This window comes from Brotonthovivens ammoniilytica (assembly GCF_025566885.1).
GTDB classification, from domain to species: domain Bacteria; phylum Bacillota; class Clostridia; order Lachnospirales; family Lachnospiraceae; genus Brotonthovivens; species Brotonthovivens ammoniilytica.
This window is the reverse complement of the sequence record NZ_JAOQJQ010000002.1, coordinates 183712-198120: the sequence shown is the minus strand read 5'-3', so window position 1 is coordinate 198120 and position 14409 is coordinate 183712. Positions and strand designations below refer to the sequence as shown.

The window sequence follows — 14409 nt, the reverse complement described above, 5'->3', positions numbered from 1 at the left end:
AACAGTATGGCTTGTCTCATGACTCCACGCTTCTGTTCTACAGAGTTTTTCTCAATCAGCTGCTTTACGCTGCTGAAATATTCTTAGTAAAGTTTTGCTTTTCCATCAGCCTGGAACAGCTCAATTTTATGAAATGCTACTTCTTTCATTGCAACGACACATGGAGGCTGAATTGTGTTTGGCTCTCTTAAACCTTCATCTTTCAATACTTCACGCATTTTTCCGTAATATGCAGCTTTAATATCGCTGGAAATATTAATCTTATTAACGCCAAGTGTTACAGATTCACCAATCTCTTTATCCGGATTGTTGGAACCGCCGTGAAGTACCAGAGGAATAGAAACCTTTGCTTTAATTTCTTTTAATAAATCAAGTTTCAGTTCCGGTTTCATTCCCTTTGGATATAAACCATGGGATGTTCCAATGGCAATTGCAAGAGTATCTACACCTGATTCTGCAACAAATTTAACTGCATCTTCCGGATCTGTATAGATAATCTGGTTTGCACCGGCCTCTGCCTCTTTATCTGTAGTACCGATAGTACCTAATTCGCCTTCTACAGATACATTGACTGCGTGAGCTGCTTCACAGACTTTTTTACAGATTGCAATGTTATCTTCAAAAGAAAGACTTGAACCGTCAATCATAACAGAAGTGAAGCCTGCCTGAATTGCTGAAATTACCTGTTCAAAAGAAGCGCCGTGATCTAAATGAATAACAACAGGAACTGTTGCTTTATTTGCTTTTGCTATAATTCCCTGAACCATTTCTGTTCCGATATGGCTTAATTCATCCGGGTGAATTGCAATAATAACGGGAGCCTGTTTTTCCTCTGAAGCTTCCATAATACCATTGAACATATTGTAATCACTGATATTAAAAGCCGGTACTGCAAAGTTATTTTTGTTAGCAACTGCCAACAGATCTTTCATATTCATTAACATTGTTCATTACCTCCTAAAGTATGAATATTTTTTATAAAGTTAATATAAAAGCATTAATAAAAACAAACCCCCGCTTTATTATACTCTCATTATTTTCGCATCCGGGGTCCTTTTAAATCCCTTCAGATCGACTCCACGAAATTTAGTATTAATTTTTTACTGCTCCGGCTGTCATTCCTGCCAGGAAATATTTCTGGAAGAACAAGAACAATATAAATACCGGAAGAGAACCTAGTACACTGATAGCCATCATCTGATTCCATTCATAGGAATGCTGGCCCATCAGAAGATTGATACCAATGGGTACGGTACGTTTATCATTTGTCTGTGTCAAGGTTAATGCAAACAGGTACTCATTCCATGCCTGCATGAAAGTGTACATACCAACCGATACAAGCCCCGGAATAGATACCGGTACAAGCACCTGCCACAGTGCTCTCATTCTGGAGCCTCCGTCAATCATAATCGCTTCATCCAGATCTTTTGGCAGCGTATTAAAGTAGCCGGTTATCATCAGTATCGCATAAGGCAGTGTCAATACCAGATATGTTAATATCAGCGCCCCATAAGTATTGTACAGCTTCAGAGAAACTACCAGGCTCAGATACGGAATTACCAGAACTACCGGCGGAATTGCCTGTACACTGATAATGATCGTATTGATAATCCCTTTACCCGGGAAGTTAAAGCGGCTGAACCCATAAGATGCGAAAATTGCAACTACAAGAGTTAAAATAACCACGCAGGCCGCAATTACATAACTGTTAATAAAGAAACGAATCTGCTCTGGATTCTGAAATACTGCCGCATAGGCATCCAGCGAGCCGTTGGGTGAAAATATCATCGGCGGCCAGGCAAAAATATCTTTGTTTGGCTTAAATGAATTCAGCACCATCCAGATAACCGGAAATGCAGCCCAGATCGCCCCGCAGATAAGACCGATGATAATTAATATTTTTACATGTAATTTCTTTTTTCCAATCATAATATTAATCCTCCGATCTTTGGTTTCTTACATAGAATATTGCTATAATGATACATACAATCAACGCCAGCACCGCTGCGGCCGATGCCTGGGAATACTTGTACGTCCTAAATGCCGTCTCATAAATATATACACTGACTGTTGTGGTTGCCTTAACCGGCCCGCCGCCTGTGGTCATCCAGATTAATGCAAACTGCTGTATTGTCCATACAAAATCCAGCATAACCAAACTAATCAGAATCGGTTTCAGCTGTGGAATTGTAATTCTAAAAAACTGCTGAACCGGATTTGCACCATCAATAGAAGATGCTTCATACAAATCTGTAGAGATACCCTGCAGACCTGCCAGAATACTGATCATATAGAACGGATATCCTGACCAGATATTAATTACTGTTACTGCTTTTAATGCGATTTCCCTGGTTCCAAGAAAATCAATTGTACTCTGTGACAAATGTAGTGTCTGTGATAAAAAGTTCAGCACACCTACCGGATCATACAATAATCTCCATGTAATAGCGATTACAGAGGCTGTAAACATCCACGGCAACGCATAAATAACACGGAAAACAGCTTTTGTTTTAACATGTAAATAAGTTGTATTCATCAGCATAGCAAAAAACATACCTATTAACATATGAGCGATTACACTGACAATAACAAAGAACAGTGTATTTTTAATGCCCATAATAAAGGTGGGATCTTTTAAAACAATGCCAAAATTCTTAAGCCCTGCAAACTGGGGCTCCTGCACCACAATGACATTATCAAAGAAAGCATAGCTGATAACCATTACAATCGGGACAATCAAAAGAATAATTAACACAACCAGAGTCGGCGCGAGATATAAATATGGCTTTACACCTTTTTTAAAATTAAGCGGTTTCTTACTTTTTACAGCAGTCACGCTGCCATTGGCCTGTAACATATGTATCTCATCCCTCTCTTCTTCTTAAAAATCAGGGGTATACGAGGCAACCTCGTACACCCCTTTTATCACCTGCTTATACAGATTCTTTTATTATTTTCTGCATTTATTCAAATGCCGGCATCCACAGATCCTGAGTAGCTTTCAGCATGTCATCTGCTGTTTTTGTATCTCCGCTCAGATATAACTGGAACTGCTGATTGAACTGTTTCATTAATTCTTCAGATGTTGGGATTCCTGTAAACTCATTGATTGGTGTACATTCCTGATACAGTTCATAGCACTGCTGGAATAATTCATCTGTCTTGGAGTAATCAGGTTTTGCATTTACATTACCTGGGAAAGCATTTGCAAGCTCAACTAACTGTGCATTTACTTCCGGGCTTAATAAATATTCAACAAACTGCATAGCTTCTTTCTGGTATTCGCTGTTAGCTGCAATACCAATACCCCAGTTTGCAACGTCCATACCAGATGTTCCATTGAAATCGTCCATTACAGGAACTTTTGCTACCTGAGCATTTAAGTCAGGGTTCTCTTCTCTGATCATTGTACAATGAGCAAGAGAGTCAAACATAAATGCAACACGTCCATTGATGAAATCCTGAACCATGTCAGATTCTTTTTTGGATGCGGTACCTTCTGCAACATATCCATTATCAAATAAGGATTTTACATATTCTGTTGTTTTTGTTAAACCATCGTTATCTGTTAAAGCCGGTTTTCCGGATTCATCAAGCATAGAGCCGCCTGATGCCCATAACCATGACATGAAACAGTTCTGGATACCGGATGGTGTAGCCTCATTTAAACCAATAATCCATCCTGCCGCATCTGTTTTCTCAGTAATTGCTTTACAAGCTGCTGTAAACTCTGTCCATGTTTTCGGGATCTCTTTTATTCCTGCCTCTTCTAGGATGTCCATGTTTACAAACATCGGATACGGGAAGTTTGCAACCGGAATCATATAAGTTGCGCCGTCAACCTGTACCTCTGCTCCCAGCTGGCTTGTATCATAGTTGTCTGCTTTCATTAACTCGGTTAAGTTAGCAATAGCGCCCTGTTTTGCAAAGTCATAAACCCATGCTCCGTCAAGTCCTACAACGTCAGCCATCGTCTTTGTAGCTGCACCATTTGAAATCTGGTCTTTTGTATCAGCATATGGATTGGATAATAATTGAATTTTGATGCCTGTCTCATCTGTAAAGCCTTTACAGATCTCGTCCAGTGCCCCATCCGGAAGTTCCACTCCCCACCACTGCTGGAATTTCAGTGTTACATCGCTGGCTGCGGCTTTATCAGAATTTGCTGAACTCTGGTTCGCATCATCCTTTTTGTCTCCGCAGGCTACGAGACCTACCGCCATGGCTCCTACTAATCCTACGGCCAGGCCTCTTTTCATGAGTGTGCTTAATTTCATGTCTTTTCCTCCTTTAAAACATTATATATCAGCCTCACACGGAATCTCCCTCCTTCTTCCACAACCCCTTCGTGAAATTGACGGATTCTTTTCCCTTTTCTGTGTGGAAACTGTACTAATTTGATAATCTTATCTTACATCATTTTACGAAAAAGTCAATACATTTCCGGAAACGCAGCCGCTTTTTTATCGTTTTTCACAAAATGAAACCTTATTTTTTCGTGAAATAAAATGTTTTTTCATCATTTTTTCTATTTTTTCGCCAGCCTTCTCCTCTAACAACACCCCTTCCCTCTCCAAATGCAGTCCTCCCTTTCACACATCCCTTTCCTTCCCTCTCCCCAGCAATTTGATCTCCGCTTTCTGCTTCCCCTACTGCCGCTGATCTCCTCCAGCGACAGTATCTGATTCTTCTCCTTTTCTTTTTCAACAACACTTTCCTCTTACCCCTCTCTTTTTTCCCCTTTTCTTCCCGGTTCTCCGCTTTTTTTCTTCCCTACTTTTCCCTCTCTTTCCATAATTTCCTTTTTCCTTTTTTCTTTCCTGTCTATTTCATTTCTCTTCTTAATTCCATTTAGTTTTACCTCTTTCTATCCTTACACTCTATACCTTCTTCCACTATACCCTTCTTCCTTAGGAATCTCTTTTCCCTTTTTTCTTTTTCCTTTCTTTCCTTCCCTGCCTTCCTGCTGGGGCAGTTAGACGGAACTTTCCTGCTCCCCCGCCTCTCTTTTTACACTTTTCTTCACTCTCTCTTCTTTCACCTACTGCTTTTCTTCTTATTCACTTCTCTTTTCTTAGTTCGCTTCCTAGACGCAAAAACAGCCCCAAAGGAAATTACAACTGCAATTTCCTTTGGGGCTGTGAAACTCTGCCGCTAAGGCAGTACATTCCCGGCAGCCTGATACACCTGGTACCACTCTTCTCTTGTTAACCTGACATCAGCCGCCCGGGCAATAGCATCCATCCGGCTGTCGTTTACTGTTCCTACAACAACCTGCATGTCAGCCGGATGTCGAAGCAGCCAGGCAATTACTGCGCCATTCACAGAGATATCATACTTTTGGGCCAGCTGTTCTAAAACACAATTCAATTCACGATATTCCTCATCGCCAATAAAGGTTCCTTCTATCTGTCCCCGCTGGAACGGAGACCAGCATTGAATGGTAATGCCCTCCAGCCTGCAATATTCAATAACTCCGCCGTCCCTGTCAATTCCTTTATCAAAAGATGTGTTTACATTGAACCCTGCATCCAGCATACCCGTTCTGGCCGGACTAAGCTGCATTTGATTAATCTCAAGCTTCCTATTTAAATATTTTGATAGCAGCTTCATCTGCCCGGGATTTTGATTGCTGACACCAAAATGTCCCACCTTTCCACTTTCCTTTAACCGGTCAAAGGCATCTGCTACTTCTTCCGGCTCCATCAGTGCATCCGGCCGATGCAAAAGTAAAATATCAATATGATCCGTATGAAGGCGCCGCAGGCTTTGGTCCACGCTCTCCAATATATGTTTTTTAGAAAAATCATAAACCGTAAAATTCCCGGGGCGGATTCCGCACTTGGTCTGAATCGTCATCTGCTGCCTTAACTTTGGTCTGGCAGCCAGAAGCTTTCCAAACTTTTCTTCGCACACTCCCGCTCCATAGCAATCCGCATGATCAAAAAAGTTAATCCCCCGTTCTAGCTGATGCTCCACTAAAGCTTCCAGCTGATAATCACTCAGAGCATCTATTCTCATGCATCCCTGTACAATCGAAGAAACCTGCTTTCCATTTTGTGCTAAATTAACTGTTTTCATGCGCAATCTTCCTTTCTCCATTGTTTTTTTGTATCCTCACATTTTAGCATATAAAATATATTGTAGTCCATTTTTTTCTATGATAAAATGAATTATTGCATATTTTTACACAAAGGAGATTATTTATGACATCACAAACTATTGGGTTGTTTATTGTCATGGTCATTTATCTTGTGGCTATGATCCTGATTGGGGTATACTGCTCCAAGAAAAACAATGATACCAGCGACTTCTATCTGGGCGGCAGAAAACTGGGGCCCCTTGTTACTGCCATGAGCGCCGAAGCTTCTGATATGAGCAGCTGGCTTTTAATGGGACTGCCAGGTGTTGCTTACCTTTCCGGTGTTGCGGATGCCGGCTGGACCGCCATCGGCCTTGGTATCGGAACTTACATTAACTGGCTGCTGATCGCAAAAAGACTTCGCCGTTATTCTGCCAAAGCCAACAATTCCATTACTATTCCAAGCTTTTTCGCAAATCGTTACCGCGACAAAAGCCGCACCCTTGTTGGTATTTCCGCAATCATTATCGTTATATTCTTTATTCCGTACACGGCATCCGGCTTCGCTGCATGCGGCAAGCTGTTTTCCACCCTATTTGGTATCGAATATGTACCTGTAATGATTATTTCCGCAATTGTAATTGTTGCCTACACCGCTTTAGGCGGTTTCCTGGCTGCAAGTACTACTGATTTCATTCAGAGTATTATTATGACAATTGCCTTAATCATTGTTCTTGTTTTCGGAATCCACGTTGCCGGCGGTTTTGATGCCGTTATGGATAACGCCCATAATCTGAAAGGCTATCTGTCCATGTTTTCCTCCCATGTTCCTGACACAGGAGAATCCGTAACATACGGCGGTCTAACCATTTTTTCAAAACTGGCATGGGGTCTGGGTTATTTCGGCATGCCTCACATTCTGCTTCGCTTTATGGCTATTGAAGACGATAACAAACTGAAGCTTTCACGACGGGTTGCTTCCGTTTGGGTTGTAATTTCTATGATTATTGCAGTTCTTATTGGTATTGTCGGGCTTGGCATGACAAAAGCCGGAGCTATAAATACCCTTACAGGCTCAGAATCAGAAACAATCATTATAAAAATTGCTACACTTTTAAGCCAGAACGGTATCATTGCAGTTATTTTTGCTGGTGTCATCCTTTCAGGAATACTTGCATCAACAATGTCCACTGCTGATTCCCAGCTTCTGGCAGCTTCTTCCAGTGTGTCCCAGAATATTCTTGAAGATGTATTTCATCTTAAGATTTCCAGTAAAATGTCTATGCTCTTCGCAAGACTGACTGTAATTATCATAGCCGTTATCGGTGTTTTTATTGCCCGGAATCCAGACAGCTCTGTTTTCTCCATTGTATCTTTTGCCTGGGCCGGTTTTGGCGCTGCTTTTGGTCCGGTAATGCTGTTTGCTCTCTTCTGGAAGCGCTCCAACAGAAACGGTGCACTGGCCGGTATGATCGTCGGAGGAGCTATGGTATTTATCTGGAAATATCTGATCGCTCCTATAGGCGGTATCTGGAATATTTATGAACTCCTTCCGGCTTTCATTGCTGCCTGTGCCGCCATTATTATTGTCAGCCTTCTTACAAAAGCCCCTGATAAAGAAATAGTGGAAGAGTTTGAATCTGTATAGGAACTAAAATAACAAAAAACTGGTGAGATTTCATCTGCCCTAAATGTTTTGCTTTTAAGGGGCAGTTTCATACAAATCCCACCAGTTTTTTTAATGCTTAGTGTTTCTTTTCTTCTCTTTCTTCCAGCCGGTAGTCCTTATAATCCTGCCCTTCTATTTCATATCCATCTCTTGATTCTAAAGAAGTATAGGTCTTTAATTCTAATACACTCTTATATGCCGGGCGGATAATCTTATCGGCATTTACCAGTTCCTCCAGCCGATGTGCACTCCACCCCACAATACGCGCAATAGCAAATATCGGGGTATAAAGCTCCAGCGGAATTCCCAGCATATTATAAACAAATCCGCTGTAGAAATCTACATTGGCGCTTACCCCTTTATACATTTTACGATTTTTCTCAATGACTTTCGGAGCAAGAGTCTCTACCATAGAATACAATTCAAATTCTTCCTGGCAGCCCTTTTCCTGAGCGAGCTTTTCCACAAAGCTTTTAAATACTTCTGCACGGGGATCTGAAATGGTATAGACAGCATGTCCCATTCCGTAAATCAATCCTCTTCCATCAAACGCCTGGCCTCTGAGAACATGTTCCAGATACGTTTCTACCTGATCCTGATCTGAATAATCTGTTACACATGCTTTCAGATCATTCATCATTTCTACCACTTTAATATTGGCGCCGCCATGTTTTGGCCCCTTTAAAGATGATAAAGCTGCCGCCATTACCGCATAAGTATCAGATCCAGATGATGTCACCACCCGGGTTGTAAAGGTAGAATTGTTTCCGCCACCGTGTTCCATGTGAAGCATAAGCGCCAGATCAAGCACCTTTGCTTCTAGTTTTGAATATTTCATATCCGGCCGCAGCAAACGCAGCAGGTTTTCCGCCGTACTTAATTCCGCATCCGGATGATGAATATACATACTCTGATTATTTTCATAATGATTATAGGCATGATAACCATATACTGCAAGCATTGGGAACACGCTAATCAACATCATACATTGTCTTAGTACATTTTCCAGACTCAAATCTGATACATGCATATCATAGGAAGACAGGGTCAGTACACTTCGTGTCATAGAATTCATAATATCTTTACTGGGCGCCTTCATCACAACGTCTCTGACGAAATTAGTGGGCAGACAGCGCATATCACCAATCATTGCCGAAAATTCCTTCAATTGAGGCTTATTGGGAAGTTCTCCAAACAGCAGCAGATACGCCGTTTCCTCAAATCCATATCTATGATCCGCCATAATTCCGCGCACAAGATCATAAATATTATAGCCGCGGTAAAACAGCTTTCCATGACAAGGTTTTACCTCGCCGTCAACAGTTTCCTTTGACTGAATCATAGAAACATTGGTAAGTCCGGCAAGTACTCCATCCCCGTTCAAATCCCGCAGACCACGTTTCACATTATACTTTGTAAACAAATCGTTTTGAATCAGATCCTGACCGCGAATCACCTCAGACTGTTTTTTCATATAGGTATAAATTGGTTTCATTGTATTCGCCCCTTTCTTTGACATTAAGTTATCAAAAGTATATCACTTGATTGACTTTTGTCAACTATTGACATTTATTTTTAATTATGTTTATAAATTTTTAATCTTTATCAATATTTGACTTTTATCAATTAAATGCTATACTTAAAAAAAGGAAAAAAGAGGAGAGAGTTCTATGAAAGATACAGAAAAACTGCAGCTGGCAGCTTCAATTCTGGAATTTTTTCCGGATTACAGCCATTACTTAAATCATTTTATGAATCTGCAGAAATATGATTTAACAAAAAATCAATGGAAAGCTCTGATTATAATTGCCAACAGTTCAACCCTTTCCATGAGCCAGCTGGCTCAGCGTATGAATATTTCCAGGGAACAGGCAAGCCGGACCATTGCTCCCCTGGCAGACAGAAAATTGGTTGAACGGAAAATAAATGCAGAGAACCGCAGACAAATTGATATTTCCCTGTCCAAAGAAGGCCGACAGCTTTTTAATGACCTGAAAAGTTCAACATCTAATTTGATCTGCAGATCCATGGACAAACTTTCCGAAGAGGAGATTTCAGAATTTAAAGAAGCCTTCAAAATCATCATGAAAACACTAAATAAAATATTATATGCAGATTAACTTCTTTTATTGGTTTGTTTTATTTATATTGTTTTGTCTGTTTTTATTTAGTTTTGTTATTCATTTTATAAATAACTGGACCATTTTTCTGAATTTCAGAGTTCTTAAACTTATGTCATAATATTATCAGACGGCCGGACATCCATATTCCTACTTTTATAGCTCATGATCAGGCATATGGATGTCCACCGGCTGATATATCATGATATAAAAATAAATTCTTGAAAGGAAAACTCTATGAAATACGGATATTTTAACGCATTCATAACCGACATCCAGGAAAGTGTTCCGGAAAAAACGGATGAGCTGAAAGCATTCGCTTCTGAAATCATCATTGACACTATGGCAACCAGAGAAAATCTTCTGGCTCTCCTTGAAAAACTACAACCGGAAGATATTATCTATGTACATAATTTCACACGCTTTTCCAGCGGCTTAAGAGATCTTGTAGATCTGATTCATATAATTGTAAACGAAAAGAAAGCTGCTCTGATCAGTCTCCACGATGATTTTGATTCATCAACACCAGAAGGGAAAAGCAAAATTGCGGCTTTTGAAACAGCAGTACCGCTAATAAATACAGACCCCAATTATGGATTTTACAAATAATTATAGTTACAAAACAATCACAGTTTCATAAATTATCTCTACTCAACGTTATACCATTCGATACTATAAAAAAGCTGCTGCAGTTTCCTGCAACAGCTTTTTCATTGCGTAATAATTAATCCTGTACGTATGGCATTAATGCTACGTGGCGTGCTCTTTTAATTGCTACGGTAAGAGCTCTCTGATGTTTTGCACAGTTTCCTGTGATTCTTCTTGGAAGGATTTTTCCTCTCTCAGAGATATATCTTTTTAATTTATTTACGTCTTTGTAATCAATTACATTATCTTTTCCACAGAATACACAAACTTTTTTTCTTCTGCGGCCGCCTCTTCTCTTCATTGGAGAATCGCTTTTTCCGTCTTTATTGTAAGCCATGATTGTTACCTCCTGTTTAGTTAAATGGTAATTCTTCATCTATTCCATCCGGAATATTCATGAAGCCATCCCCAATCGCATTGTTTGGCGATGGTCTGTCAGCCGGCTGAAAACTATTTTCTGCACTGGCAGCTTTGCTTTCAGCAAACTCCTGTTCTTCAACAACAACATCTGTGGTATACACTCTCTGACCGTCTTTATTTGTATAACTTCCTGTCTGGATTCTGCCTGTGATGGCAATTTTAGTTCCTTTGCGGAAATATTTCTCAGCAAATTCGCCCTGACGTCCAAATGCCACACACCCGATAAAGTCAGCTGTCTGGGTATCGGAATCCCGTTTGAATCTTCTGTCTACGGCGATTGTATATCTGGCCACTGCTGTTGACTGTTCGCCCTGAGAATAACGAACCTCAGGATCTCTGGTCAATCGTCCCATCAAAATTACTTTATTCATAGGATAAACCTCTTTTCTATTCTATGCCTCGTCCTGTCTAACGCATAAGAATCTGAGCACGTTGTCCATAATACGAACACTCTGTTCCAATTCACCGGGAACACCTGCTTCAGCATCGAATTTGATGAAATAATAGAAGCCTTCGTTCATTTTCTGAATTTCGTAAGCTAATCTTTTCTTACCCCAGTCTTCTACTTCTGTTACTGTACCGCCGAAACGCGCAATGTAATCTTTTGCTTTCTCTACTACAGCGGCTCTCGCATCATCTTCGATCTTTGCATTAACAATCAGTGCTAATTCATATTTGTTCATGCGAATGTACCTCCTTTTGGTCTCTGGCCCCCTAACAATGTAAGGAGCAAGGAAATTTATAATATATCACGATTTCTAATGATATCATATATTTTTTTTGGTTTCAAGCTTTTTTTCTTAAGTCCTTTGTGTTTTTTTCCACTGTTTTCCGGTCGATCATAATCTGATGTCCGCACCCCAGACATTTAAGCCTGAAATCAGCCCCCACTCTCAAAATCTCCCACTCAAAACTTCCACAGGGATGCTTTTTTTTCAGTTTTACAATATCACCTATTTCGTATGTCACTTATGACACCTCCAGTTTTTCAAATATTTCACCAATAGAACCCGAAATCAGCAGATCGGCCTTCCGGTCTGCAGGAGTGGCCGTTTTATTTATCAAAACAAGCTTGCTGCCTCTGTAATAATCTATCAGCCCTGCCGCCGGATACACTGCCAGGCTGGTGCCGCCAATAATCAGAATATCCGCTTTGCGTATAAAATTCACAGCCGCTTCCATTGTCTCCATATCCAGCCCTTCTTCATACAGAACAACATCCGGTTTAATAATTCCTCCGCACTCACACCTTGGTATCCCTTCCGCTTCAAGAATATCCTTAGGTGTATAAAATTTCCCGCACTTCTGACAATAATTCCGATGCACACTTCCATGGAGCTCTAGTACACATCTGCTGCCTGCCGCCTGATGAAGCCCGTCTATATTTTGGGTAATAACCGCCTTTACTTTTCCCGCCGCTTCTAATTTTGCAAGCTTGTCATGAGCTGTATTTGGCTCAGCACCTAAAAACAGCATTTTATTTTTGTAAAAACGGTAAAACTCTTCTGGATTTTTTTCGAAAAACGTATGGCTTAAAATCGTCTCCGGAGGATAAGCATATGTCTGGCTGTATAAACCGTCCACACTCCTGAAATCCGGAATACCACTTTCTGTAGATACACCCGCGCCGCCAAAAAACACTACATTATCTGACTCCTTAATCATCTTATTTAATATATCTGTTTCATTCATCTGTATCCTCCCATTTTTATTTCCGTATAAGATAAACACAACTGCAGATCCTATTATGACCTTTATTTTTTTCATTTCCTCATTAAATTTACTTTATAATTATATAATATTTACGTTAATCTTTTTTCATTATCTATCCATAAGTCCGCAAATGCTGGAATATCCCGTATTTACGGACTTTTTTTAACTTTTCAATAGGTCGATACCATACTTAACTCCGCTTATTTCCGCTTCATTCTGCTTTCAAAAGTAGTAAATGTGTAGTAATTTTTCGATTTACTACTAAGCTACAAATCGCTGTAATTCAGCTTTTACCGTTTCCAGTGAAGCATGAGCGTATAGGTTCAATGTGATTGTGATGTTTGAATGTCCCATAACATATTGTAATGCTTTAGGGTTCATGCCTGCATTAGCTAACCTTGTGCAAAACGTATGTCGCATAACATGAGGGGTAATTCTCGGTAACTGTTCCTCATGCTTGCTATTGTACTTGTTCACAAGACTTCTGAACACAGCTTCATAATTCATTGCTACATTCGGATTGCCGTTACGGTTGATGAATAGAAAATCTTTGTAACCGTCAATCTCTAGCTCTTTCTGCTTTCTTCTGTGTTTCAGTATGTTCTTCAAGGACTGGTACACTTCATCACTCATAGGTATCTGTCTGATACCATTCTCTGATTTGGGCGGTTGCACAATATAGTTCCTTTTCAGCTTGATAAGCTGGTGGTCGATATTGATTACTCGGTTTGTGAAATCTAGGTCATTCACAGTCAATCCGCAAAATTCAGAAATACGAAGTCCAGTGCGTAGCAGAACGATAATTTCATCATAGTGCTTCTGGTAACATACATCACTTTGAACAAAGGCTAACAGTTTTTCTTCCTGCTCTTGTGTCAGTGCTTGTCGGCTCTGTGTGTCATTCTTCATCACACTGCTTAAACTAAAGTCAAAAGGGTTCTTTCTGATACAGTCGTCATGCAAAGCCATTTTAAAAGCTGGCTTCAAAGCTCTTTTGTAAAAAAGAACCGTACCGTAAGCCAGCCCGTTTTCCTTTAATTCAAGTAGCCATGTCTTAACATCTGAAATCTTAACCGTGTCAATGCTCCTTGCTCCGAACTTGTCCTTTTTCAAGAACTCCAATAAGTAATGATAGGTGTTCTGTGTACTTGCCCTTGCATTTCTCTGTTGTTTCAGATACTTCTTGAAAAGCTCATACACCGTCATTTTCTTTCCAGCGGTATCTATACCGTCGTTTTTGTCTTGAAGAATTTCTTCCACCTTTTCCCGTAAGGAAATATCCTCACGCTTACCTGCTGGCGTTCTGTCTGTCGGCACAAGTTTCCATGCGTAAACAAACTGCGGTTTTCCAAATGCGTCTATATATTTGTATGCGTATCTTCCATCTTTTCTCTGGCTCTCACCCGTTCTTAATATACGATTTTTGCTGTCACGTCTTTTTTCGGACATTGCTATTCGCTCCTTTCAGAACGGATAGAGCTTGATATAAGATACTATAATTATACCACATATACGGCTCTCTTTCACTATATTACGGTCAATGTATCAAAGAATTTTTCAAAGGGTTTTCGCTTAATCTGAATACGGTTGCCGTTCATAATGTACCAGTCGGCATTCGGATTTTCCTCTACCAGTCTACGCAACTTCTTCTCGCCAATGCGGAAGTATTTGGACGCTTCTTCTAAGGTCAGTGAATATTTTTCCCAGATAGGCACATCAGTATTGTTCATGTTGCAACACTCCTTTCTGTGTGTCTT

General features: G+C 40.2%; 17 protein-coding genes. 3 read left to right on the top strand and 14 right to left on the bottom strand.

Translation table 11 applies throughout. The features are described 5' to 3' along the window. Positions 1-83 precede the first annotated feature (83 nt). The 6 genes from OCV88_RS05410 to OCV88_RS05385 form a co-directional block, all read right to left on the bottom strand. Positions 84-944, bottom strand: coding sequence for a ketose-bisphosphate aldolase (locus tag OCV88_RS05410; protein ID WP_158424559.1), 861 nt, complete (start codon positions 942-944; stop codon positions 84-86). Between the two features lie 148 nt (positions 945-1092). Then, on the bottom strand, positions 1093-1929 hold the full coding sequence (locus OCV88_RS05405; protein WP_158424558.1) for a carbohydrate ABC transporter permease: 837 nt from the start codon (positions 1927-1929) through the stop codon (positions 1093-1095). A gap of 4 nt (positions 1930-1933) precedes the next feature. Next, positions 1934-2857 (bottom strand): carbohydrate ABC transporter permease, encoded by a 924-nt coding sequence (locus tag OCV88_RS05400; RefSeq protein ID WP_158424557.1) that lies wholly within the window; start codon positions 2855-2857, stop codon positions 1934-1936. A gap of 106 nt (positions 2858-2963) precedes the next feature. Beyond that, entirely contained in the window at positions 2964-4277 is a 1314-nt protein-coding gene (locus OCV88_RS05395; RefSeq protein WP_158424556.1) for an ABC transporter substrate-binding protein, read from the bottom strand. Between the two features lie 211 nt (positions 4278-4488). Beyond that, positions 4489-4707: a hypothetical protein gene (locus OCV88_RS05390; RefSeq protein WP_158424555.1), complete on the bottom strand. Its 219-nt coding sequence runs from the start codon at positions 4705-4707 to the stop codon at positions 4489-4491. Between the two features lie 447 nt (positions 4708-5154). Further along, the gene (locus OCV88_RS05385; protein WP_158424554.1) at positions 5155-6081 is read right to left on the bottom strand and encodes an aldo/keto reductase; all 927 of its coding nucleotides are present in this window, start codon (positions 6079-6081) and stop codon (positions 5155-5157) included. A 125-nt stretch (positions 6082-6206) separates the two neighbouring features. Between OCV88_RS05385 and OCV88_RS05380 the strand changes: the two genes are divergently transcribed. After that, positions 6207-7730 (top strand): sodium/proline symporter, encoded by a 1524-nt coding sequence (locus OCV88_RS05380; protein WP_158424553.1) that lies wholly within the window; start codon positions 6207-6209, stop codon positions 7728-7730. A gap of 97 nt (positions 7731-7827) precedes the next feature. Here the strand turns inward: OCV88_RS05380 and OCV88_RS05375 are convergent, their stop codons facing one another. Then, positions 7828-9246 carry a citrate/2-methylcitrate synthase gene (locus OCV88_RS05375; protein ID WP_158424552.1) on the bottom strand — a complete coding sequence of 473 codons (1419 nt, stop codon included), beginning with the start codon at positions 9244-9246 and terminating at the stop codon, positions 7828-7830. A 175-nt stretch (positions 9247-9421) separates the two neighbouring features. Between OCV88_RS05375 and OCV88_RS05370 the strand changes: the two genes are divergently transcribed. Beyond that, a complete protein-coding gene (locus tag OCV88_RS05370) occupies positions 9422-9871 on the top strand; it encodes a MarR family transcriptional regulator (protein ID WP_158424551.1) in 450 nt (149 codons plus the stop codon). Between the two features lie 237 nt (positions 9872-10108). Next, positions 10109-10480, top strand: coding sequence for a recombinase family protein (locus OCV88_RS05365; RefSeq protein ID WP_158424550.1), 372 nt, complete (start codon positions 10109-10111; stop codon positions 10478-10480). Between the two features lie 115 nt (positions 10481-10595). Here OCV88_RS05365 and rpsR read toward each other — a convergent pair whose 3' ends face one another. The 7 genes from rpsR to OCV88_RS05330 all read right to left on the bottom strand — a co-directional run bounded on the left by rpsR (position 10596) and on the right by OCV88_RS05330 (position 14382). Then, positions 10596-10856 (bottom strand): 30S ribosomal protein S18, encoded by a 261-nt coding sequence (rpsR, locus tag OCV88_RS05360; RefSeq protein ID WP_158424549.1) that lies wholly within the window; start codon positions 10854-10856, stop codon positions 10596-10598. Positions 10857-10872: 16 nt separating this feature from the next. Then, positions 10873-11310, bottom strand: coding sequence for a single-stranded DNA-binding protein (locus OCV88_RS05355; RefSeq protein WP_158424548.1), 438 nt, complete (start codon positions 11308-11310; stop codon positions 10873-10875). Between the two features lie 21 nt (positions 11311-11331). Continuing rightward, the gene (rpsF, locus tag OCV88_RS05350) at positions 11332-11622 is read right to left on the bottom strand and encodes a 30S ribosomal protein S6 (protein WP_158424547.1); all 291 of its coding nucleotides are present in this window, start codon (positions 11620-11622) and stop codon (positions 11332-11334) included. A 103-nt stretch (positions 11623-11725) separates the two neighbouring features. Next, complete coding sequence (locus OCV88_RS05345; RefSeq protein WP_158424546.1) at positions 11726-11908, bottom strand: DUF951 domain-containing protein; 183 nt, start codon at positions 11906-11908, stop codon at positions 11726-11728. Next, positions 11909-12631: an NAD-dependent protein deacylase gene (locus OCV88_RS05340; protein WP_158424545.1), complete on the bottom strand. Its 723-nt coding sequence runs from the start codon at positions 12629-12631 to the stop codon at positions 11909-11911. A gap of 282 nt (positions 12632-12913) precedes the next feature. Further along, entirely contained in the window at positions 12914-14101 is a 1188-nt protein-coding gene (locus OCV88_RS05335; RefSeq protein ID WP_158424544.1) for a tyrosine-type recombinase/integrase, read from the bottom strand. Positions 14102-14178: 77 nt separating this feature from the next. Next, a complete protein-coding gene (locus tag OCV88_RS05330) occupies positions 14179-14382 on the bottom strand; it encodes an excisionase (RefSeq protein ID WP_158424543.1) in 204 nt (67 codons plus the stop codon). Positions 14383-14409 lie beyond the last annotated feature (27 nt).

What these genes read in the sequence shown, in the direction of transcription:
- OCV88_RS05410 (WP_158424559.1), bottom strand. Translation starts at nt 944, where the DNA reads ATGTTAATGAATATGAAAGATCTGTTGGCAGTTGCTAACAAAAATAAC.
- OCV88_RS05405 (WP_158424558.1), bottom strand. Translation starts at nt 1,929, where the DNA reads ATGATTGGAAAAAAGAAATTACATGTAAAAATATTAATTATCATCGGT.
- OCV88_RS05400 (WP_158424557.1), bottom strand. Translation starts at nt 2,857, where the DNA reads ATGTTACAGGCCAATGGCAGCGTGACTGCTGTAAAAAGTAAGAAACCG.
- OCV88_RS05395 (WP_158424556.1), bottom strand. Translation starts at nt 4,277, where the DNA reads ATGAAATTAAGCACACTCATGAAAAGAGGCCTGGCCGTAGGATTAGTA.
- OCV88_RS05385 (WP_158424554.1), bottom strand. Translation starts at nt 6,081, where the DNA reads ATGAAAACAGTTAATTTAGCACAAAATGGAAAGCAGGTTTCTTCGATT.
- OCV88_RS05380 (WP_158424553.1), top strand. Translation starts at nt 6,207, where the DNA reads ATGACATCACAAACTATTGGGTTGTTTATTGTCATGGTCATTTATCTT.
- OCV88_RS05375 (WP_158424552.1), bottom strand. Translation starts at nt 9,246, where the DNA reads ATGAAACCAATTTATACCTATATGAAAAAACAGTCTGAGGTGATTCGC.
- OCV88_RS05370 (WP_158424551.1), top strand. Translation starts at nt 9,422, where the DNA reads ATGAAAGATACAGAAAAACTGCAGCTGGCAGCTTCAATTCTGGAATTT.
- OCV88_RS05365 (WP_158424550.1), top strand. Translation starts at nt 10,109, where the DNA reads ATGAAATACGGATATTTTAACGCATTCATAACCGACATCCAGGAAAGT.
- rpsR (WP_158424549.1), bottom strand. Translation starts at nt 10,856, where the DNA reads ATGGCTTACAATAAAGACGGAAAAAGCGATTCTCCAATGAAGAGAAGA.
- OCV88_RS05355 (WP_158424548.1), bottom strand. Translation starts at nt 11,310, where the DNA reads ATGAATAAAGTAATTTTGATGGGACGATTGACCAGAGATCCTGAGGTT.
- rpsF (WP_158424547.1), bottom strand. Translation starts at nt 11,622, where the DNA reads ATGAACAAATATGAATTAGCACTGATTGTTAATGCAAAGATCGAAGAT.
- OCV88_RS05340 (WP_158424545.1), bottom strand. Translation starts at nt 12,631, where the DNA reads ATGAATGAAACAGATATATTAAATAAGATGATTAAGGAGTCAGATAAT.
- OCV88_RS05335 (WP_158424544.1), bottom strand. Translation starts at nt 14,101, where the DNA reads ATGTCCGAAAAAAGACGTGACAGCAAAAATCGTATATTAAGAACGGGT.
- OCV88_RS05330 (WP_158424543.1), bottom strand. Translation starts at nt 14,382, where the DNA reads ATGAACAATACTGATGTGCCTATCTGGGAAAAATATTCACTGACCTTA.